Genomic DNA, 19061 nt, shown 5'->3' with positions numbered 1-19061 from the left:
ATCTCATCTTCGCCGACGGCTTCGACTGAACTTCCGGCAGGAGCGGCGCAGCCGCGACAGCGATTCGCGGCACGCGCGTGCTGCCGCCTAGTCAGGCCCGATAGCCGCCGGCGACGCCCTTGGTGGCGAGCGCGACGGCATCGTGCGGATGCAGGCTCTCGTGGTGCGCGGCGCGCAGCCACCAGTCGATGATGCGCGCGTCGGCGTCGAGCACCTGGCGAAGGCGGCGCGCGGCATCTTCGCAGAACATGAGGTTCTGTCCGTTCGCGAGCGCGAACGCCTGTTCGTCCTCGCGCTTGACCGCGGTCTGCACCGGCGTCGCCAGGGCGGTTTCCAGCGCATCGATGAGTTCGGTGATCGGAAGATCGGCGCCGGTCGCGAGCTTCACGCGCACCTGCGCGGTGCTGCGCTGAGCGTGCGGGGTCGCGACGATGCCATCGCTGCTGCCGAGCCACGCATGCACCGCGTCGCGATCGAGCGCGCGGCCCGCGGGAAAATCTTCCGCGAATCGATCCTGCACGAGCTGGCGCGCGAGCGCGGCAGATGCCGGACACGTGCTCGAGTACTGCACGTCGAGCGCGAGTTCGAGTTCGAAGCGCTGGCCTTCGAGTGACGCGCGCACTTCGACCGGGTACGAACGCCAGCCGCTGTTCGCGCTCGCGAGCGCGGGCCGGCGCACGAGATGGTCGAAGCCAACGCGCAGCCATGCGCGGTCCGAGAGGTCTGCATGCGATTCGAGGAAGTCACGCAGGCAGCGACGCAGGCTCGCCGGCGTCAGCGGTTCGGCCGACAGGTGCCGGTCGAGGTGCAGGTACAGGCGCGACATGTGGATGCCGCGGCGGTCCTCGCGCGCGAGGTTCACGAACGCGTCAATGCGCGCGCTGGCGCGTTGCGCGACGCCGTCCGGCGCGACCAGCAGGACCGGCATCTCGATGCGTTCCATGCCAACGCCGTCGAGCGCGCCGGCCTGGTCGGGGCGCGTTTCGGTCGCGACATCGGGCAGCGTGCGCTGCGGGCTGGTCGGTGAGGACATGCGGATTCCTGCGGCTGGCGCTACGCCAGCCACATGGTGGCCGTGCGCAGCGGGTTCAACAGTTTACCTTGGGGCGTCGGTACCGGTGGCCGCAAAACAGCGGCGAATCGCTATCGGGTTGCGGTGTGGGAGCGGCGGAAGCCGCGATGCTTTCCCGCCCGCAGCCCCCCAAAAGCATCGCGGCTTCGGCTCTCACGCGCGCGGCGCGCCAGCAGGCGAGCGTCGTGCGCAGCGGAAGGCGACCGAGCAATGGCGGCAGCGCGGTCGCGGGATCGGCCGCGGCGGCGGCCTGCGCGAGGCGCCAGCGATCCGCCGACGCGGTGGCCGCGCCGGGTACGCCGGCGTCGCGCCAGGCGAGCACGTCGGTGGCGGCCCGCAGCGCGCGCAATCCGTCGCGCAACGCGTCGCGGCGCGCGGGCGTGTCGTGCGCGAGGTCGCCGCGCGCGAGGCGGTGGCGTGCGAGCAGGTCCAGCGGCAGCGGCAGGCGCCCGTCGCGCAGCGCGTCGCCGAGCGTTGCGGCTTCGCGCAGCGCGCGCGACACCGCGCGGATGCGTGCGAGCACGGCGGCGTCGAGCGGACCGAACAGCTTCGACTCGATGCGTGCGAGCGGGGCCTGCAAAGCCTCGTAGCCGCGCAGCAGCGTGGCGGTGTCGGATGCGGGCTCCGGGTCGCGCTGCGCATGCGCGCCGATGACGGCCGCATGCCATTGCTCAAGCGCGACGTCGGCGAAGCGCGCATCGACGGCAAGCGCCCGCGTGAGCGGATGGCGTGGCTCGCCACTGCGCGCGCGCGCGAACTCCTCCGCCCACCATTGCAGTTTCAGCGCAGCCGGCTGCGCTTCGCGGATGCCATAGGCGGCATGCTCGAGCTCATGGCGGATGCATGCGAACGCGCCGTGCGCGGTGCGGCGGTCGACCGGCACGAATGTCAGCGCGAGCGCGAGTTCGGGATAGGCGGCCGCCCATTTCGCCTCGAAACTCGCCAGCGGCGCCTCGCCGTGGCGATCCGCATGGCCGTGGCTGCCCTCGTGCACGTGATGATCTTCGTGTTCGTGCATCGTGCCGCTCAGTCGAGCGCGAGCGCGGCGATCAGCGCGCGCGGATCGTCGATGACGAGATCCGCACCCCATGCATGCGGATCGCCGCCGTCGAGATAGCCCCAACCGGCGGCGATCGTGCGCGTGCCGGCATCGCGGCCGGACACGACATCGCGCAGGTCGTCGCCGATCATGACCGCGTGCGCGGGATCGACGCCGGCCTTCTCGCAGGCGAAGCGCACGGGCGCGGGATCGGGCTTGCGTACCGGCAGGCAGTCGCCAGTCACCAGTGCAACCGCACTGCGATGGAAACCCATCTGCTCCAGCATCGGTCGCGCAAGCCAGCCCGGCTTGTTGGTGACGATGCCCCAGGCGACATCCCGCGCGGCCAGACGCTCCAGCACCTCGGCGATGCCATCATAGAGCTTCGTGTGCACGGTCATGGCGACCGAATACAGATCGAGGAACCGTGGCAGCCACTGGTCGATCATGGCGTCATCCGCGCCGGGCAGGCCCTTGCGCAGCATCGCGCGACCTCCGGCGGAAACGACGCCGCGTACGATGTCTGCGTCCGGCAGTGGCGCGCCGAGTTCGACGCACAGCGCCTTGACCGCCGCGATCAGGTCCGGCGCGGAATCGACGAGCGTGCCGTCGAGGTCGAAAAAGACGGCGCGCGGCGCCTGCGCGAGCCTCATGCGCGCTTCGTCGCGCAGGCGAGGTAGTTCACCGCGACGCTTGGCGTCAGGCGCGCCGAGCGCGTGAACGGGTTGTAGGTGATGCCGGAAAGATCGTCGAGGGTGAGTCCGCTGGCGCGCAGTGCCGATGCGATTTCGCTTGGTTTCAGGAACTGCTGGTACTGGTGCGTGCCGCGCGGCAGCAGGCGCAGCACGTGCTCGGCGCCGAGGATCGCCGCGCCGAACGCGAGCGGCGTGCGGTTGAGCGTGGACAGGAACAGCTTGCCGCCTGGTTTCAGCAGCGTCGCGCAGGCGCGGACCACGCTCGCCGGATCGGGCACGTGTTCGAGCATCTCCATGCAGGTGACGACGTCGAACGCACCGGGCATCTGCGCGGCGAGTTGCTCGACCGCGATGTCGCGGTAGTCGACCTTCAAGTTGCTCTCGTACAGGTGCAGCCGTGCCACGTCGAGCACCGCCGGCGCGAGATCGATCGCGGTAACGTCCGCACCGGCGCGCGCGAGCGATTCGCTGAGGATGCCGCCGCCGCAACCGACATCGAGTGCGCGTGCAGACTTCAGCGTCGCGCGTTCGGCGATGTAGCCGAACCGCACGGGATTGAGGTCATGCAGCGGGCGCGACTCGCCGTCCGGGTCCCACCAGCGCGCGGCGAGGCGGTCGAACTTGGCGGTTTCAGCACGATTGACGTTGGTGGTCGTCATTGCAGCACTCCGTAGCAGTCACGCACGCCCTGCTTGTGTGGGAGCGGCGGAAGCCGCGATGCTCTTTCCTGGTTGCCGCTCCACACCATTTCCACCCAACCCTCCCCTTGAAGGAGAGGGCTTCAAAGCGATGCACACCCTCTGCCACAGGCACTGCGTTGAACGGTGCGTCACGTCAACCCGCCAATCGCTCGCGCCAGCGCCGCGCCTTCTCGCGCAACTCCGCCACATCCAGATCGGACAGCACGCGCTCGCGCAATTTGCGCATGCCGGCCACCCACACGTCGCTGACCTGCTGGCGGCCGGTGGCGTAGACGATCTGTGAAATGACGTTGTAGAGCGGCTGCGTTTCGATCTCATCGAGGCGGATCGCGGCGAGATCGGCCTGCTTGCCGGCCTCGATGCTGCCGATGCGCTCGCTCCAGCCGAGCGCCTGCGCGCCGCCGAGCGTCGCCGCGTGCAGCGCACTCGCCGCATCGAGGGCGCTCGCGTCTTCGGCGACTGCCTTCGCGAGCAGGGCCGCGGTGCGCATCTCGCCGAACATGTCGAGGTCGTTGTTGCTGGCGCAGCCGTCGGTGCCGAGCGCGAGCCGCACGCCGGCGCGGCGAAGTTTCTCGGCCGGGCAGAAACCCGAGGCGAGCTTGAGGTTCGATTCGGGGCAATGCACCACCGCGACACCGGCTTCCGCGCAGGCGGCGATCTCGGCATCGGTGAGCTGCGTCATGTGCACCGCGATCAGGCGTTCGTTGACGAGACCGAGCGCCTGCATGCGCGCGAACGGACGCGCCCCGCGATCGCGCCGGGCGTCCTCGACTTCATGCGCCGTCTCGTGCAGGTGCAGGTGCACCGGCAGGTCGAGCTGGTCGGACAACAGGTGGATGCGCTCGAAGCTCTCGTCCGACACGGTGTACGGCGCGTGCGGCGCGAAGCTCGTGCCGAGCAGCGCCTCGCCGCGGAATTCGTCATGGACCGCTAGGCCCTTGTCGAAGTATTCGTCGCGCGTCGCGGCCCATGCGCTCGGGAATTCGATCACCGGCAGGCCGACCATCGCGCGGAAGCCGAGGCGGCGGTAGGTCGCCGCCTGCACGTCGGGGAAGAAATAGTTCTCGTTGCAGCAGGTGGTGCCGCCGCGCAGCATCTCGGCCACCGCGAGTTCGATGCCATCGCGCACGAACTCGGGACCGATCGCCTTCGCTTCGGCCGGCCAGATGTGCTCCTGCAGCCAGCGCATCAGCGGCAGGTCGTCGGCGAGCCCGCGCATCAGCGTCATCGGGTTGTGCACGTGCGCGTTGACGAGGCCGGGGATCAGCGCGTGTTCGTCGAGCACGACGCGTTCGCGCGGCGCGTAGCGTGCGCGTGCATCGGCGATCGGCAGCAGCGCGACGATGCGCTCGCCGTCGATCGCGACCGCGTGCTGTTCCAGCACGACGCCGCGCGGTTCGACCGGGACGATCCAGCGGGCTTCGATGAGGAGGTCGATGGGATGCGGCGTTTCACTCATCGTTCGTCGTCCCGGCGCAGGCCGGGACCCAGCGCCTCGCGCCCCGACCGGATCTGCTGCGAATCCATTTCAGACACACTGGACCCCGGCTTTCGCCGGGGGGATCGATTCGCGACGCAAAAATTCGCTGCGCGAATTTCTTGCTGCAAATCACTTCACGCGCGACATGTACTCGCCGGAACGCGTGTCGACCTTGATCTTCTCGCCCTGGCTCACGAACAGCGGCACGCGCACGACCGCACCGGTCTCGAGCTTGGCCGGCTTGCCGCCACCGCCGGAGGTGTCACCGCGAACGCCCGGGTCGGTTTCGGCGATCTCGAGTTCGACGAAGATCGGCGGCGTCACCAGCAGCGGCGCACCGTTCCACAACGTCATGATGCAGACCTCGTTGCCCTTCAGCCACTTCGATGCATCGGCCATCGCATTCGCATCGGCGGCGATCTGGTCGTGCGTCGACGGGTCCATGAAGTGCCAGAACTCGCCGTCTGAGTAGAGGAACTCCATGTCGGTGTCCATGACGTCGGCGGCATCGACCGAGTCGGTCGACTTCATGGTCATTTCGACCGTGCGACCGGTCTTGAGATTGCGGTACTTCACGCGCGTGAAGGCCTGGCCCTTGCCGGGCTTGACGTATTCGGTGTCGACGATCGTGCACGGGTAGCCGTCCACGATGATCTTCTGGCCGTTCTTCACGTCGTTCATGCCATAGCTGGCCATGCGGAAACTCCTGGTGTGATTTCGGGAGGTCCGTCCTGGCGCGGGTGTTCGCGGGGATTCCGCGCTCGCCGCCCGGGAGTCGCTGCACGAAAACGGCTAGAATGAGCGGTTCCGTGGCCAGCGTACCGGACCTATCCCCCCATGATACCTGCTAACCGGCCGGCGGCGCAGCCCGTGCGCTGGCAGCAGCTGTGGCGCGAGGCGGTGACCGACCCGCACGAGCTGCTCGACCTGCTCGGCCTGTCCGCCCACGCCGCCGCCCTGCTGCCCGACGCCGATACCGGTTTCAGCGTGCGCGTGCCGCGCGGCTTCGTCGCGCGCATGCGCGCTGGCGACCCTGCCGACCCACTGCTGCTGCAGGTGCTGCCGCAGGCAGCCGAACTCGGCGAGGTGCCTGGCTTCGGGCGCGACGCGGTCGGCGACCTCGCCGCGCGCGCCGCGCACGGCGTGCTGCACAAGTACGACGGTCGCGCGCTGCTGATCGCGACCGGCTCGTGCGCGGTCAATTGCCGTTACTGCTTCCGCCGGCATTTTCCCTATGCCGAGGAGACCGCGGCCGCGAACCGCTGGCAGGGTGCGCTCGACCATCTGCGCGACGACCACTCGATCTCCGAGTTGATCCTGTCCGGCGGCGACCCGCTGTCGCTGTCGACGCCGAAGCTCGCCGAACTGACCGCCGCGCTGGCGGACCTGCCGCATATCCGCCGCCTGCGCATCCACACGCGCCTGCCGGTGGTCCTGCCCGAGCGCATCGACGGCGAGTTCCTCGACTGGTTCGCCGCGCTGCCCTTGCAGCGCGTCGTGGTCGTGCACGCGAACCATCCGCGCGAGATCGACGCGCAGGTCGGCGCCGCATGCATGGCCCTGCGCGACGCCGGCGCGACCGTGCTCAACCAGTCGGTGCTGCTGCGCCGGGTCAATGACGATGCCGACGTGCTCGCCGCGCTGTCCGAGCGCCTGTTCGAGGCCGGCGTGCTGCCCTACTACCTGCATCAGCTCGATCGGGTCGCGGGCGCCGCACATTTCGAGGTGACCGCCGCGGTCGCGCTCGGGCTCATGCAGACGCTGCGCCAGCGCCTGCCGGGCTATCTGGTGCCGCGCCTCGTGCGCGAAACGGCGGGTGCCCCGTACAAGGAACCGATCCTCGCCCCACCCCCGGTCGGCTGACCCGAACCTGCCGTCGAACGCTCGGCACGCGCCGATACCGCCGAACGGCCCATGGAAAAGACCGCGCGAATCCGGTAAATATCGGCAAAGCAAAGCCGTATCCGATCGATGCTCGCCGCCGACAGGTACACTATGCATCCGTCGCCACGGCTTGAGCCAGAGCCGGCGCCGCCCGCGAAGGACGCCCGGAAGTCCGACAGGACTTCTTCACACGCATGGCCCTGACTCGCCGATGACAAAACCCGACAACATCATCAAGCTGCTCCTCGTCGACGACTCGGTGGACGATGCCGAGCAGACGATCAGCATCCTTCGCAACGGCGGCATCGCGGTGCGCCCCGCGCGCGCGAGCACCGACATCGAACTCGAAGCCGCCTTCGAGCAGCAGACGCCGGACATCATCATCGTCGACGTCTCCAGCAAGAACCTGTCGATCAAGCAGGTGCATGACGCCGCCGAACGCGGCGGACGCGACATCGCCCTGATCGGCTGCGGCCGCGGCTTGAACGAGGAAGCGATCGTCAAGGCAACCCGCGACGGCGCCCGCGCGATGATGCTGCGCGACTCGCACGAGCATGTGCAGATGATCGTGAGGCGCGAGTTCGAGGCGCTGACGATGCGCCGCGGCGTGCGTCGCCTGGAGGCCTCGCTGCGCGAGTCGGAGCGCCGCTGCGAGGCGCTGCTCGATTCCTCGCGCGATCCGATCGCGTTCGTGCACGAGGGCATGCACGTGCGCGCGAACAAGGCCTATCTGGAGATGTTCGCGCTGGACGATTTCGAGGACGTCGAAAGCATGTCGATCCTCGACATGATCGCGCCGCAGGATGCCGACGACTTCAAGGCGCTGCTGAAGCGCCTGTCGAAGGGTGAGAAGCCGCCGCAGCGCCTGAACCTGAAGGCACAGCGCACGGACGGCTCGACCTTCGACGCGACCATGGAATTCGCCGAGGCGAGCTACGAAGGCGAACCCTGCCAGCAGATCACGTTCCGGCTGCAGGCGGTCGATCCGAACCTGACCCAGGAAATCGAGGCGATGCGCTCGAAGGACCTGGTCACCGACCTGTACAACCGCCAGTACCTGATGACCCAGCTGGAGGAAGCCGCGGCGCGCGCCGTCAACGGCAAGACCGACCAGTCGCTGCTGCTGATCGAGCCGGACAACTTCAAGCCGGTGCTCGACACGGTCGGCCTCGGCAACACCGACGTGCTGCTCGGCGACATGGCGACCTTGCTGCGCAAGCACCTGGGCGATGCCGACGTTGCCGGACGCATCTCCGAGCACACGTTCGCGGTGCTGCTGACCAATCACGACATCGAAGCGACGCGCAAGCTCGGCGACAAGCTGCGCAACGCGTTCAGCGAACGGATCTTCGAGGTCGGCAAGCAGTCGATCAACCTCACCGTCAGCATCGGCGCCGCGCTGATCGGCGAAAAGAACGCGAATGCGGCGACCGTGATGAACCTCGCAACGACCTCGCTGCGCAGCGCGCAGGGCGAGGGCGGCAACCGCGTCAACCTGATCGACCCGTCGGAACAGGACAAGGCCGCGGTCGAAAGCACGCGCCGCTGGATCGAGGCGATCGACCACGCGCTGGCGAACAACGGCTTCGTGCTGTACTACCAGCCGATCATCAGCCTGCACGGCGCCGAGGGCGACTTCTACGAAATCCTGCTGCGCATGGCCGGGCCGAAGGGCGAAATCCCGCCGGCTCAGTTCCTGCCGATCGCCGAACGCAACGGGCGCATGCCGGCGATCGACCGCTGGGTCATCGCGAACGCGATCCGCGCGATCGCCGAGCGCGAGCGCGCCGGCAACAAGACCACGTTCTTCGTGAAACTGACGCCGCAGTCGCTGGAAGACCAGACCCTGCTGCCGTGGATCGCGCAGCAACTGAAGACCGCGCGCCAGCGCGGCGATTCGCTCGTGTTCGAGATGCCGGAAAGCAAGGTCGTGACGAGCCTGAAGCCGGCGCGTGCGTTCGCCAAGGGCCTCGAACAGATCCACTGCGGCTTCGCGCTCGAACAGTTCGGCTCGGGCCTCAACTCGTTCCAGTTGCTCAAGCACATCCCGGTCAACTACCTGAAGCTCGACCGCAACTACATGGCGGACCTGCCCAAGCACAAGGAAAACCAGGAGAAGCTCAAGGAGCTCTGCGACCAGGCACGCCACGCGGGCAAGCTAACGGTCGCCGAATTCGTCGAGGATGCGGCGAGCATGTCGATCCTGTTCACCTGCGGCGTGAATTTCGTGCAGGGCAATTTCCTGCAGGAGCCCGAGAAAATCCTCAGTCACGCCGTGGCGTGAGACTGCACAGCCTGCGCAAAAAAAGGCCCGGGATTCCCGGGCCTTGTTGCTTCTTGGTAGGGCGGGCCGAGCCGCATTGCGGCGAGTCCCGCCATCGACGGCGGCACGCGCTGCGCGCGTACCGCCCTACGCGGTTGAAGCGTATCGCGGCTTCCGCCGCTCCTACAAACTGCGGAGCCGCCCTACGCGGCGGCGCGCAGCGCGGCGATGCGTTCGGCCAGCGGCGGATGGCTCATGAACAGGCGCGCGACGCCGCCCTCGCCGGAGATGCCAAACGCGGCGATCGCCTTCGGAAGGGTGTTCTCGCCGCGATTGCCGGCGAGGCGTTCGAGCGCCGAGATCATCGCGCCGCGACCGGCCAGGCGGGCGCCACCGGCGTCGGCACGGAACTCGCGCCAGCGCGAGAACGCCATCACGATCAGCGAGGCGAGCGCGCCCAGCACGAGCTGCAAAACCATCACGATCGCGAAATAGGCGAAGCCACCGCCTCCGCCGTCCCGATTGCCGCTGAGCGCGCGGTCGACCACGGTGCCGATCACGCGTGCGAGGAAGATCACGAATGTGTTCAGCACGCCCTGGATCAGGGCCATCGTGACCATGTCGCCGTTGGCGACATGGCTGATCTCGTGGCCGAGCACCGCGTCGACCTGCTCGCGGTCCATGCTGTTGAGCAGCCCGGTGCTGACCGCGACCAGCGAACTGTTCTTCGTCATGCCGGTCGCGAACGCGTTCATCTCCGGCGCTTCGTAGAGCGCGACCTCGGGCATGCCGATGCCGGCCTTCTCCGCATGACGGCGCACGGTGTCGACCAGCCACTGTTCGGTCGCATTGCGCGGCTGGCTGATGACCTGGGCGCCGACCGACATCTTCGCCATCCACTTGGACATCGCGAGCGAGATGAACGAGCCGCCCATGCCCATGACCGCCGCCATCACGAGCAGGGCCTGCAGGTTGAGGCCGCCGCGCCGGTACGTGTACGCGTCGATGCCGGTCAGCTTGACGACGATCGCCAGCAGCGCCATCACCGCCAGGTTGGTCAGGACAAACAGTACGATGCGCAGCATGGTCTTCCTCGCCAGATTCTATGGTCGTCTTGATCTTCGCACGTGCCGCGGGGCGACGCGTACGGGTCGGATATGGGGCCGTTCCCGCTTTTCCGAAGCCTGCCAGGTGCATGCATCGGCTACCGCTTCGACCACGCCCCGCGCCTCGGGTTCACCATGACGCGCGGCCGCTTCGCGCCCTCGCCGACCGGTCGCCTGCATTTCGGCTCGCTCGTCGCCGCGCTCGGCAGCTGGCTGTTCGCGCGCCATGCCGACGGGCGCTGGATCGTGCGCATGGAGGACCTCGACCGCGAACGCGAGGTGCAGGGAGCCGCCGAGCGCATCCTCGCCACGCTGGACGCATTCGGGCTGGTGTCCGACGAGGACATCGTCTACCAGAGCCGGCGCAGCGACCGGTACGCCGCCGCCCTGGCCCGGCTCGAGCGCGATGGCCATGCCTACCGCTGCTGGTGCAGCCGCACGGATCTCGAACCTCGCGGCGGCATTCATCCCTCCGAATGCGTGGCGCAACCGGGCGAGCGCGCGCCCGCCTGGCGCCTGCGCGTACGCGACCATGTGCTCGCCTTCGACGATGCGATCCAGGGGCCGCAGCAGCAGGATCTCGCGCGTGAGGTCGGCGACTTCGTGATCTGGCGCGCCGATGGCGCCTGCGCCTACCAGCTTGCGGTGGTCGTCGACGATGCCGCGCAGGAGATCGACCAGGTCGTGCGCGGTGCCGACCTGCTCGATTCGACGCCACGCCAGATCCTGCTGCAACGCCTGCTCGGCTTGCCGCAGCCTGCGTACGCGCACCTGCCGCTCGCACTCGGCACGGACGGTCGCAAGTTGAGCAAGCATGCCGCGTCGCTGCCGGTCGATGCGCGCGATCCGCTGCCGGCGCTGCGCGCGGCCTTGCATTTCCTCGGCCAGCGCGCGCCCACGGAACGCAATGTGCACATGTTATTGTCGCGGGCTTCACGCGAGTTGGCGACGGCGTCGATTCCGCGCGCGGCGGCGGTTCCGGTCGCGTTTGCGGCAGCGCGCAATGCAACCTCGTGAGGGTCAGGCACAATCGCGGCAGGCGCATCGCGCGCCTTCCGCTCCACCCAATGCAAAGGAGTACACCTCATGACGACGCGCGTCGCCCTGGTCACCGGCGGTACCGGCGGTATCGGCACGGCCATCTGCAGGCATCTCGCCACGCTCGGCCACAAGGTCGCCACCAACTATCGCGACGAGGCGAAGGCGAAGGCCTGGCAGGACGCGCAGCGCAAGGATGGTTTCGACTTCGCGCTCGCCAAGGGCGACGTCGCCGAAGCCGCGACCGCCGAAGCGATGGTGCGCGAGGTCGAGAAGCAGCTCGGCCCGGTCGACATCCTGATCAACAACGCCGGCATCACGCGCGACACCACCTTCCACAAGATGAATGCGCTGCAGTGGCAGGAAGTCATCAACACCAACCTCGGCTCCTGCTTCAACGTGACCCGACCGGTCATCGATGGCATGCGCGAGCGCAAGTGGGGCCGGATCGTGCAGATCAGCTCGATCAACGGTCAGAAGGGCCAGTACGGTCAGGCGAACTACGCCGCGGCAAAGGCCGGCATGCACGGATTCACGATCTCGCTGGCGCAGGAGAACGCGAAGTTCGGCATCACCGTCAACACCGTTTCGCCCGGCTACGTCGGCACCGACATGGTGATGGCCGTGCCGGAAGACGTGCGCGCGAAAATCGTCGCGCAGATCCCGGTCGGCCGCCTCGGCGAACCGGACGAGATCGCCTACGCGGTGGGCTTCTTCACCAACGACCAGGCGCGCTGGATCACCGGCGCCAACCTCGCGATCAATGGTGGGCAATACATGGGTTGGTGATGCATGCGCTCATCCGGTGCCCTCCGGCACCGGATGCATGCGTCACCAGGTGAGGCAGGATGCCGAACGGGCTGCGTTCCATGGATGGCTGCTTGCTTCGGTCGCGCTCATCCGGTGCCCTCCGGCACCGGATGCATGTGTCACCAGGTGAGGCAGGATGCCGAACGGGCTGCGCTCCATGGAGGGCGGCTTGCCTCGCTCGCGCTTTTCCGGCGCCCTCCATTACCGGATGCATGGACCAGCCGGCTCATCCCGCGGTCGCGCACAGGGTGCGCCGCTACGGCTGCGCAGCATGTCCAACTGGTGCGCCGCATCACATTCTGCTAGCGTTGCCGGATGACCGAGCCGCGCATCATCAAGAAATACCCGAACCGCCGTCTCTACGACACGGAAATCTCGAGCTACATCACGCTTGAGGAAATCCGCCAGCTCGTGCTCGACGACGAGGAATTCGAAGTCCGCGATGCCAAGACCGGCGAGAACCTGACGCGCTCCGTGCTGCTGCAGATCATCTCCGAGTACGAGGATCGCGGCCAGCCGATGTTCACGACCAAACTGCTGTCGCAGATCATCCGCTTCTACGGTGATTCGCTGCAGGGCTTCATGGGCGGCTACCTCGAGCGCAGCCTGCAGGTGTTCCTCGACCAGCAGCAGCAGTTCCGCAGCCAGCTCAACAACATGCTCGGCCAGGGGCCGTGGTCGATGTTGAACGACCTGACCGAACGCAACATGGATGTGTGGAAGTCCCTGCAGCAGGGGTTCCTCACCGCCGCCGCGAACAGCGTGCGCGGTGCGCAGGAACAGGACAAGTCGAAGAAGGACGCGAAGTCCTGAGGTTGGCGCCCTGCCGGTCCGCAGCAGGCAACGCATCGCAGCAATTCGCGGCGGCTTCGCCTGCCGCACCGCAAGAACACGGGGATCATCCATGAGCAAACGCGTCGCCGTCGTCACGGGCGGCATCGGCGGACTCGGCACCGAGATCTGCAAATCCCTCGCGCGCGCCGGACGGCGCGTCGTCGCCGCCGACCTCGCGTCGCGCAATGAACGCGTCGACGCGTTCCGCGTCGAAACCGCCGAATTCGGCGATGCGATCACGTTCGAGCCGCTCAACGTCGCCGACCATGCCGCCTGCGCGACGTTCGCGCAACGCATCGCGGCGAACTTCGGCCCGATCTCCATCCTCGTCAACGCCGCCGGCATCACTCGCGACACGAGCCTGCGCAAGATGAGCCCCGAGCAATGGGGCGACGTCCTGCGCGTCAACCTCGACGGCGTGTTCAACATGTGCCGCCCGGTCGTCGACGGCATGACCGCGCAGGGCTTCGGCCGCATCGTCAACATCTCGTCCGTGAACGGCCAGACCGGCCAGTTCGGCCAGACGAACTATTCGGCCGCCAAGGCCGGCATGCACGGCTTCACGATGGCGCTTGCGCGCGAAGTGGCGAAGAAGGGCGTGACCGTCAACAGCGTCTCGCCCGGCTACTGCAACACCGCCCTGGTGCAAGCGGTGCCCGAGGAAATCCGCAACCAGATCATCGCCGGCATCCCGGTCGGCCGCCTCGGCGAACCGCGCGAGATCGCCCGCACGGTCGAGTTCCTCAGCGCCGACGATGCGGGCTTCATCACCGGCGCGAACATCCCGGTGAACGGCGGCTATTTCATGGATTTCTAGAGCCCCTTCGACTCCGGCGCTTGCGCGCCTGCGCTCAGGGCGAACGGAATTGTGGACGTATCAGGCCGAACGGAATCGGGGAAAGTGATCCTTCAAGCCGTTCGTGTTGAGCGCAGCGGAGCAAAGCTCCGCGAAGTCGAAACAACGGACTTGCTCCAGGTGCGAACCTTCGATTCCGCACCGCGCGCCTCGTGCCTGCCGACTAGAAGTCGAACGAGTCGATGTAGATGAAATCGTCCGGCGTACGCACGCAATCGTAGGTCACCGTCATCGGGTCGCCGGCCTCGACCACGTCGAAGTCGGTCGGTCGGATGCCGAACAGCGAATGCGTGTCCATGCCGACGTCGGCGTCCGCCCACTTGTGCGTCGTGAACGCGTCGGATTCGGCGGTCAGCGGAATGCCTCCGCCGTCGGACAGGAACATGCCGTACTTCTTCAGCGTGCGCAGGATCACCCGCACCGACTCGTTCGGACTGAACGCGTTCACGTTGAACGACTGCTTGAGCTTCAGGCGCGAACCGTAGGGCACGGCGTTTGGGTTCGTATCGGACGTGGCGAGCGTGCCGTGCGAGGCGGGGTGCACGTACTTGTCGTTGGCCATCCGGTTGTTGCCGAGGATGAAGCGGATCGCGTGGCCGAGATCGCCCTGCACCTGCGCCGCGGCCCATACGTCGTCGGCATTGAACAGCAGCGGGGCGATCGGGAAGCCGGCGCCATCGGCACTGGTGCAGTGCTCGCCGCGACCGTAGCGCGGGTACGTTTTGGTCAGGTCCCAGCGCAGGCCGCAGATCGAATGCATGCCGGTCGAGTCGGCGGACTCGGTCGCATACGATTCGTACAGGATCTTGCTCGTGTCGTTGACCACCAGCAGGTGGCAGTCTTCGTTGCCCGCATCGCAGAACGCCAGCGAGGGTGGATCCGTTCCTTCGATGCCGCCGACGGCAGGCACCGGGAATGGCGAGCCGGGCGCATCGCAATCAGGCGAGTAGTAGTCACCCATGATTTCTGGGGGCAAGGCGACGATCGGCCGTGTAGGCGTCGACGCGTTCGCATGCAGCACGTACATGCCCCAGTCGATCTGGAAATCGAAATTGCGATCGTCCCCCCAGCCGAGGCTGGAGAACGCCGCAAGGTGCGTCATCATCGCGGCGGAGTTCGTGCGCAGTTGCGCATTGCTGACGTCGACGTTCCAGATCGCATTGGGCTGGGTGAAGCGCGGCAACGGCGCTGCGATACCCGACACCGGCAAGGCCAGCAGGCCGATCAGTCCCCATGTACGGTGCATGTCGATTCCCCCGCAAGAATGCGCGCATCCTCGCCCGCCCGGTTCCGGAAAACCGCGCACTGTGTCGCAGGTGTGATCGTACTACCAGACCAGATCGGCCGGCACGTCGTCCTCGGGGGCCGCGTGCGGATCGCACACCAGCACCAGCGCATCGGGATCGATCGCCTGCGCCGCGAGGCCGGTCTCGCGCGCGACCAGCAGGTAACGACCGGCGACCTGCACGACCGCGAGTTCGCCGCCGTTGAGGCGTGGCAACTGCTCGGCCGTGACGTAGATGCGCCGGATCTTGTTCGCATGCGGGAAGTGGCGCGGAATGTCGGCCGCCGCATCGTTGAGGGTCTTGTCGACGAGCAGCGCGGTGAGTTTCTGGCGGCGCTCCTTGCGCTCCTTCCCGCGCTGCTCCGCCTCGCGCTGTTCGCGTTCCTTCTCCTCCCGTTCGGTCTTCTGGCGCAGCGCGTAGGCCTTGGCGAGATCGATCTCGCCGCGCTCTCCCGGCTTGCGCGGCGGCCTCTGCTGTTGCGGCCTCTGCGGCTGTGGCGGCCTCTGGCCGCGCGGGGGCTGTTGCCGGCCGGCAGGTCCGGCCTGCGGCGGGCGCGGCGACTTCGGCCGCGGCTCCGGCTTCGGGGGCGGGGCAAAGCCCGCTTTCAACAACTGGTCGCGCAGGGAATCGGACATGGCTTGGAACCTGGACGGAAAGCATCACGGCCGAAGCCGCTCCCACAAAACCACAATGCACCAACAACGGGAAATCTGCTTCTCATGAAGAGTGCGGCCACGGATGGCCGCTCTTGACTGCTCGGATCAACGGTAGCATCAGGCTGTCCATTGCCTTGATTCGTGCGGCGATCACGGATGATCGCACTAGTAATGCGGCGGAGGCGGCTCGTCGTGCGCATCCTGCGCCAGCGAACCCCGTACCGCGACCAGCTCGCTGCGCAGGCGTTCCATCAGCATGCGCAGCTCGTACAGATGGCGATCGTGCGCCGCGACGGTGTCGTTGAGGACGGCCATCGTGTGGTCGACGTACGAGAGCCGGACTTCCAGCTCGGTGAGGCGCTCTTCGAGCGAACCGGACATCGCAGGCTACCCCGGCAGCTTCTCGATCAGGTGGCGCCCGTGGCGCGCACCGATCGCGCCTTGCGCCTCGCGCAGCGCCAGCGCCAGATCGGCGGCGGCCATCTCGCGCACGAGTTCGGCAAAGCTCGTCTTCGGCGTCCAGCCCAGACGCTCGCGCGCCAGCGTCGGATCACCGAGCAGGGTTTCCACCTCGGCCGGACGGTAGTACTGCGGATGGATGCGCACGATGACATCGCCGGCCTTCAGCTTCAGGTCGGCACGAGACACCTTCGCGACGATCGCATGCTCGTCCGCCCCACTGCCGCGGAACTCGAGTTCGATGCCCATCTCGCGCGCCGACAACACGACGAATTCACGCACCGAGTGCTGGATGCCGGTGGCGATGACGTAGTCGGCCGGCTGGTCCTGCTGCAGGATCAGCCACTGCGCCTCGACGAAATCGCGCGCATGGCCCCAGTCGCGCTTCGCGTCGAGGTTGCCGAGATAGAGGCAATGCTGCAGGCCGCAGGCGACGCGCGCGAGGCCGCGCGTGATCTTGCGCGTGACGAAGGTCTCGCCGCGGATCGGCGACTCGTGGTTGAACAGGATGCCGTTGCAGCCGTAGATGCCGTAGGCCTCGCGGTAGTTCACGGTGATCCAGTACGCGTACAGCTTGGCGACGCCGTACGGCGATCGAGGATGGAACGGCGTGGTTTCGCGCTGCGGCGTCTCGCGCACGAGGCCGTACAGCTCCGAAGTCGAGGCCTGGTAGAAACGGCAGCGGTCGCCGAGGCCGAGGCTGCGCATCGCCTCGAGGACGCGCAAGGTGCCGATGCCGTCCGCGTTGGCGGTGTATTCCGGTTCCTCGAACGACACCGCGACATGGCTTTGCGCGGCGAGGTTGTAGATCTCGTCCGGTTTGACCTGCTGGATCACGCGCAGCAGGCTGAGCGAATCGGTCAGGTCGCCGTAGTGCAGGCGCACGCCCGCGCGCGTGTCGTCAAGCTCGTGGTGCAGATGGTCGATGCGCTCGCTGTTGAACGACGATGCACGCCGCTTGAGACCGTGCACCTCGTAGCCCTTGGCAAGCAGCAGCTCGGCGAGGTAGGCACCGTCCTGGCCGGTGACGCCGGTGATCAATGCGCGTTTGTGTTCCATCGTTCCTGTACTTGTCGTTCGCGAAGAGGCGGGATGGTAGCAAAAGAAGGACTGGGGGCTGCGAGGGCCAAGCCGTCAGCCTGCGCCGACCACGCTGCGGCCGCGACCGATGCCGTAGTAGGCCAGCCCGAGCGCCTCGACCGCCTTCGGCTCGTAGAGGTTGCGGCCATCGAACACGACCGCGTGCTTGAGGGTGGCCCGGATCCTTTCGAAATCCGGGCTGCGGAACGCCTTCCATTCGGTCACGATCACGAGCGCGTCGGCGCCGTCGAGCGCGGCGTACTGGTCGCACAGGACGAGGTCCGCACGTACGCCGTAGATGCGCGCGGTCTCGTCCGCCGCCTCCGGGTCGTACGCGCGCACGCGGGCGCCGGCAGCCCACAGTTGTTCCATCAGGGTGCGGCTCGGTGCCTCGCGCATGTCGTCGGTATTCGGCTTGAACGCGAGGCCCCACAGCGCAATCGTGCGTCCGCGCAGTTCACCGTCGAAATGCCTTTCGAGCAGGGCGAACAGCTTGCGCTTCTGCGCCGCGTTGACGGCCTCGACCGCGCTCAGCAGGCGCGGTTCGCAGGCGTGCGCGCGCGCGGTGTATTCGAGTGCCTTCACGTCCTTCGGGAAACACGAACCGCCGTAGCCGGCGCCCGGATAGATGAAGTGGTAACCGATGCGCGGATCGGAACCGATGCCGCGGCGCACCTGTTCGACGTCGGCGCCGACCTGCTCGGCGATGTTCGCGATCTCGTTCATGAAGCTGATCTTGGTCGCCAGCATCGCGTTCGCGGCGTACTTGGTCAGCTCGGCCGAGCGCACGTCCATCAGCACGATGCGCTCGTGGTTGCGGTTGAACGGCGCGTACAGCGCCTTCAGCGGCTCGACCGCGCGCGCGCTGTCGGCTCCGATCACGATGCGGTCCGGGCGAAGGCAGTCCTGGACCGCATCGCCTTCCTTCAGGAATTCCGGGTTGGAGACGACGTCGAACTCGACGTTCGTGCCACGCGCGGCAAGTTCGGCCGTGATCGCCGCGCGCACCGCATCGGCGGTGCCGACCGGCACGGTGGACTTGTTGACGACGACCACATGCCGGGCGAGCGCGCGTCCGATCGTGCGCGCGACGGTCAGCACATGCGAGAGATCGGCGCTTCCGTCCTCGTCCGGCGGCGTGCCGACCGCGATGAAGATGATCTGCGCATGCGCGATCGCGGTTTCGGCGTCGGTGCTGAAGCGCAGGTGGCCACTCGCGTGGTTCGCGCGCACGAGCGGTTCGAGGCCCGGCTCGAAGATCGGGATCTCGCCGCGTCCGAGGCGCGCGATCTTGTCCGCGTCGACATCGACGCAGACGACGTCGTTGCCGACCTCGGCCAGGCAGGTGCCGGTGACGAGACCGACATAGCCGGTTCCGAAGATCGTCACGCGCATGTGCTCGCCTTCCTCGATTCAGGGAACGCGGATTTTAGCGCATGACTGGCATCCCCCTTGGACATCGCCGGAATCTGCTCCTGCAATTCGACCCACAGGGATGTGGGGAGTGTCCATGCACGCCGGGAGCATGCACGGACCGACCCACAGGGATGTGGGGAGTGTCCATGCATGCCGGGAGCATGCACGGACCGACCCACAGGGATGTGGGGACTGTCCTCTGGCGCCAGGAGCGCCAGAGGACCCGGCATTCCGTCCATCCATGGACATCGCCGGAATTTGCTCCTGCAATTCGACCCACAGGGATGTGGGGAGTGTCCTCTGGCGCCAGGAGCGCCAGAGGACCCGGCATTCCGTCCATCCATGGACATCAAATGCAGAAGGCGCGCCGGATCCCGACGCGCCTT

At 67.4% G+C, this 19061-nt stretch carries 18 protein-coding genes; 6 read left to right on the top strand and 12 right to left on the bottom strand.

Going from position 1 to position 19061, the window contains the following annotated elements; translation table 11 throughout:
- Positions 1 to 91: 91 nt before the first annotated feature.
- The 6 genes from folE2 to efp form a co-directional block, all read right to left on the bottom strand.
- Positions 92 to 1033 carry a GTP cyclohydrolase FolE2 gene (gene folE2 / locus ACILRJ_RS09485; RefSeq protein ID WP_395682731.1) on the bottom strand — a complete coding sequence of 314 codons (942 nt, stop codon included), beginning with the start codon at positions 1031 to 1033 and terminating at the stop codon, positions 92 to 94.
- A 55-nt stretch (positions 1034 to 1088) separates the two neighbouring features.
- Positions 1089 to 2090, bottom strand: coding sequence for a phytoene synthase (locus ACILRJ_RS09480; RefSeq protein ID WP_395682729.1), 1002 nt, complete (start codon positions 2088 to 2090; stop codon positions 1089 to 1091).
- An 8-nt stretch (positions 2091 to 2098) separates the two neighbouring features.
- A complete protein-coding gene (locus ACILRJ_RS09475) occupies positions 2099 to 2764 on the bottom strand; it encodes an HAD family hydrolase (protein ID WP_395682727.1) in 666 nt (221 codons plus the stop codon).
- Positions 2761 to 3465, bottom strand: a complete 705-nt coding sequence (gene ubiG, locus ACILRJ_RS09470; protein ID WP_395682725.1) for a bifunctional 2-polyprenyl-6-hydroxyphenol methylase/3-demethylubiquinol 3-O-methyltransferase UbiG — start codon at positions 3463 to 3465, stop codon at positions 2761 to 2763. The genes ACILRJ_RS09475 and ubiG overlap by 4 nt, the downstream gene beginning before the upstream one ends.
- A gap of 175 nt (positions 3466 to 3640) precedes the next feature.
- Positions 3641 to 4966, bottom strand: coding sequence for a TRZ/ATZ family hydrolase (locus ACILRJ_RS09465; RefSeq protein ID WP_395682723.1), 1326 nt, complete (start codon positions 4964 to 4966; stop codon positions 3641 to 3643).
- Between the two features lie 150 nt (positions 4967 to 5116).
- On the bottom strand, positions 5117 to 5683 hold the full coding sequence (efp, locus tag ACILRJ_RS09460; RefSeq protein ID WP_395682721.1) for an elongation factor P: 567 nt from the start codon (positions 5681 to 5683) through the stop codon (positions 5117 to 5119).
- A gap of 141 nt (positions 5684 to 5824) precedes the next feature.
- On the opposite strand from efp, the gene epmB reads away from it, so the two are divergent.
- The gene (gene epmB, locus ACILRJ_RS09455; RefSeq protein WP_395682719.1) at positions 5825 to 6850 is read left to right on the top strand and encodes an EF-P beta-lysylation protein EpmB; all 1026 of its coding nucleotides are present in this window, start codon (positions 5825 to 5827) and stop codon (positions 6848 to 6850) included.
- Between the two features lie 232 nt (positions 6851 to 7082).
- Positions 7083 to 9155 carry an EAL domain-containing protein gene (locus ACILRJ_RS09450; protein WP_395682717.1) on the top strand — a complete coding sequence of 691 codons (2073 nt, stop codon included), beginning with the start codon at positions 7083 to 7085 and terminating at the stop codon, positions 9153 to 9155.
- Between the two features lie 182 nt (positions 9156 to 9337).
- Here the strand turns inward: ACILRJ_RS09450 and htpX are convergent, their stop codons facing one another.
- Positions 9338 to 10219, bottom strand: a complete 882-nt coding sequence (htpX, locus tag ACILRJ_RS09445; RefSeq protein ID WP_395682715.1) for a protease HtpX — start codon at positions 10217 to 10219, stop codon at positions 9338 to 9340.
- 156 nt (positions 10220 to 10375) lie between these two features.
- On the opposite strand from htpX, the gene gluQRS reads away from it, so the two are divergent.
- The 4 genes from gluQRS (at position 10376) to phbB (ACILRJ_RS09425) (ending at position 13739) form a co-directional block, all read left to right on the top strand.
- A complete protein-coding gene (gene gluQRS / locus ACILRJ_RS09440) occupies positions 10376 to 11257 on the top strand; it encodes a tRNA glutamyl-Q(34) synthetase GluQRS (protein ID WP_395682713.1) in 882 nt (293 codons plus the stop codon).
- A 69-nt stretch (positions 11258 to 11326) separates the two neighbouring features.
- A complete protein-coding gene (gene phbB, locus ACILRJ_RS09435; RefSeq protein ID WP_395682711.1) occupies positions 11327 to 12067 on the top strand; it encodes an acetoacetyl-CoA reductase in 741 nt (246 codons plus the stop codon).
- A 336-nt stretch (positions 12068 to 12403) separates the two neighbouring features.
- Positions 12404 to 12901: a polyhydroxyalkanoate synthesis repressor PhaR gene (phaR, locus tag ACILRJ_RS09430; protein WP_395682709.1), complete on the top strand. Its 498-nt coding sequence runs from the start codon at positions 12404 to 12406 to the stop codon at positions 12899 to 12901.
- Between the two features lie 91 nt (positions 12902 to 12992).
- Positions 12993 to 13739: an acetoacetyl-CoA reductase gene (gene phbB, locus ACILRJ_RS09425; RefSeq protein WP_395682707.1), complete on the top strand. Its 747-nt coding sequence runs from the start codon at positions 12993 to 12995 to the stop codon at positions 13737 to 13739.
- A gap of 202 nt (positions 13740 to 13941) precedes the next feature.
- Here the strand turns inward: phbB (ACILRJ_RS09425) and ACILRJ_RS09420 are convergent, their stop codons facing one another.
- The 5 genes from ACILRJ_RS09420 to ACILRJ_RS09400 all read right to left on the bottom strand — a co-directional run bounded on the left by ACILRJ_RS09420 (position 13942) and on the right by ACILRJ_RS09400 (position 18654).
- Positions 13942 to 15024 (bottom strand): hypothetical protein, encoded by a 1083-nt coding sequence (locus ACILRJ_RS09420; RefSeq protein ID WP_395682705.1) that lies wholly within the window; start codon positions 15022 to 15024, stop codon positions 13942 to 13944.
- 81 nt (positions 15025 to 15105) lie between these two features.
- Positions 15106 to 15699: a DUF2058 family protein gene (locus ACILRJ_RS09415; RefSeq protein WP_395682703.1), complete on the bottom strand. Its 594-nt coding sequence runs from the start codon at positions 15697 to 15699 to the stop codon at positions 15106 to 15108.
- Between the two features lie 186 nt (positions 15700 to 15885).
- Positions 15886 to 16101 (bottom strand): SlyX family protein, encoded by a 216-nt coding sequence (locus ACILRJ_RS09410; protein ID WP_395682701.1) that lies wholly within the window; start codon positions 16099 to 16101, stop codon positions 15886 to 15888.
- Between the two features lie 6 nt (positions 16102 to 16107).
- Entirely contained in the window at positions 16108 to 17238 is a 1131-nt protein-coding gene (gene gmd / locus ACILRJ_RS09405) for a GDP-mannose 4,6-dehydratase (protein WP_395682699.1), read from the bottom strand.
- A 75-nt stretch (positions 17239 to 17313) separates the two neighbouring features.
- Positions 17314 to 18654: a UDP-glucose dehydrogenase family protein gene (locus tag ACILRJ_RS09400; RefSeq protein ID WP_395682697.1), complete on the bottom strand. Its 1341-nt coding sequence runs from the start codon at positions 18652 to 18654 to the stop codon at positions 17314 to 17316.
- Positions 18655 to 19061 lie beyond the last annotated feature (407 nt).

The organism is Dokdonella sp. (assembly GCF_044227025.1).
Lineage (GTDB): Bacteria > Pseudomonadota > Gammaproteobacteria > Xanthomonadales > Rhodanobacteraceae > Dokdonella_A.
Note: the sequence above shows the minus strand (reverse complement) of the source record. Positions and strands in the feature narration are given on the sequence as shown.

Bases quoted from the DNA above. Each gene is read 5' to 3' on its own strand.
- folE2 (WP_395682731.1), bottom strand. From the start codon at position 1,033: ATGTCCTCACCGACCAGCCCGCAGCGCACGCTGCCCGATGTCGCGACC.
- ACILRJ_RS09480 (WP_395682729.1), bottom strand. From the start codon at position 2,090: ATGCACGAACACGAAGATCATCACGTGCACGAGGGCAGCCACGGCCAT.
- ACILRJ_RS09475 (WP_395682727.1), bottom strand. From the start codon at position 2,764: ATGAGGCTCGCGCAGGCGCCGCGCGCCGTCTTTTTCGACCTCGACGGC.
- ubiG (WP_395682725.1), bottom strand. From the start codon at position 3,465: ATGACGACCACCAACGTCAATCGTGCTGAAACCGCCAAGTTCGACCGC.
- ACILRJ_RS09465 (WP_395682723.1), bottom strand. From the start codon at position 4,966: ATGAGTGAAACGCCGCATCCCATCGACCTCCTCATCGAAGCCCGCTGG.
- efp (WP_395682721.1), bottom strand. From the start codon at position 5,683: ATGGCCAGCTATGGCATGAACGACGTGAAGAACGGCCAGAAGATCATC.
- epmB (WP_395682719.1), top strand. From the start codon at position 5,825: ATGATACCTGCTAACCGGCCGGCGGCGCAGCCCGTGCGCTGGCAGCAG.
- ACILRJ_RS09450 (WP_395682717.1), top strand. From the start codon at position 7,083: ATGACAAAACCCGACAACATCATCAAGCTGCTCCTCGTCGACGACTCG.
- htpX (WP_395682715.1), bottom strand. From the start codon at position 10,219: ATGCTGCGCATCGTACTGTTTGTCCTGACCAACCTGGCGGTGATGGCG.
- gluQRS (WP_395682713.1), top strand. From the start codon at position 10,376: ATGACGCGCGGCCGCTTCGCGCCCTCGCCGACCGGTCGCCTGCATTTC.
- phbB (WP_395682711.1), top strand. From the start codon at position 11,327: ATGACGACGCGCGTCGCCCTGGTCACCGGCGGTACCGGCGGTATCGGC.
- phaR (WP_395682709.1), top strand. From the start codon at position 12,404: ATGACCGAGCCGCGCATCATCAAGAAATACCCGAACCGCCGTCTCTAC.
- phbB (WP_395682707.1), top strand. From the start codon at position 12,993: ATGAGCAAACGCGTCGCCGTCGTCACGGGCGGCATCGGCGGACTCGGC.
- ACILRJ_RS09420 (WP_395682705.1), bottom strand. From the start codon at position 15,024: ATGCACCGTACATGGGGACTGATCGGCCTGCTGGCCTTGCCGGTGTCG.
- ACILRJ_RS09415 (WP_395682703.1), bottom strand. From the start codon at position 15,699: ATGTCCGATTCCCTGCGCGACCAGTTGTTGAAAGCGGGCTTTGCCCCG.
- ACILRJ_RS09410 (WP_395682701.1), bottom strand. From the start codon at position 16,101: ATGTCCGGTTCGCTCGAAGAGCGCCTCACCGAGCTGGAAGTCCGGCTC.
- gmd (WP_395682699.1), bottom strand. From the start codon at position 17,238: ATGGAACACAAACGCGCATTGATCACCGGCGTCACCGGCCAGGACGGT.
- ACILRJ_RS09400 (WP_395682697.1), bottom strand. From the start codon at position 18,654: ATGCGCGTGACGATCTTCGGAACCGGCTATGTCGGTCTCGTCACCGGC.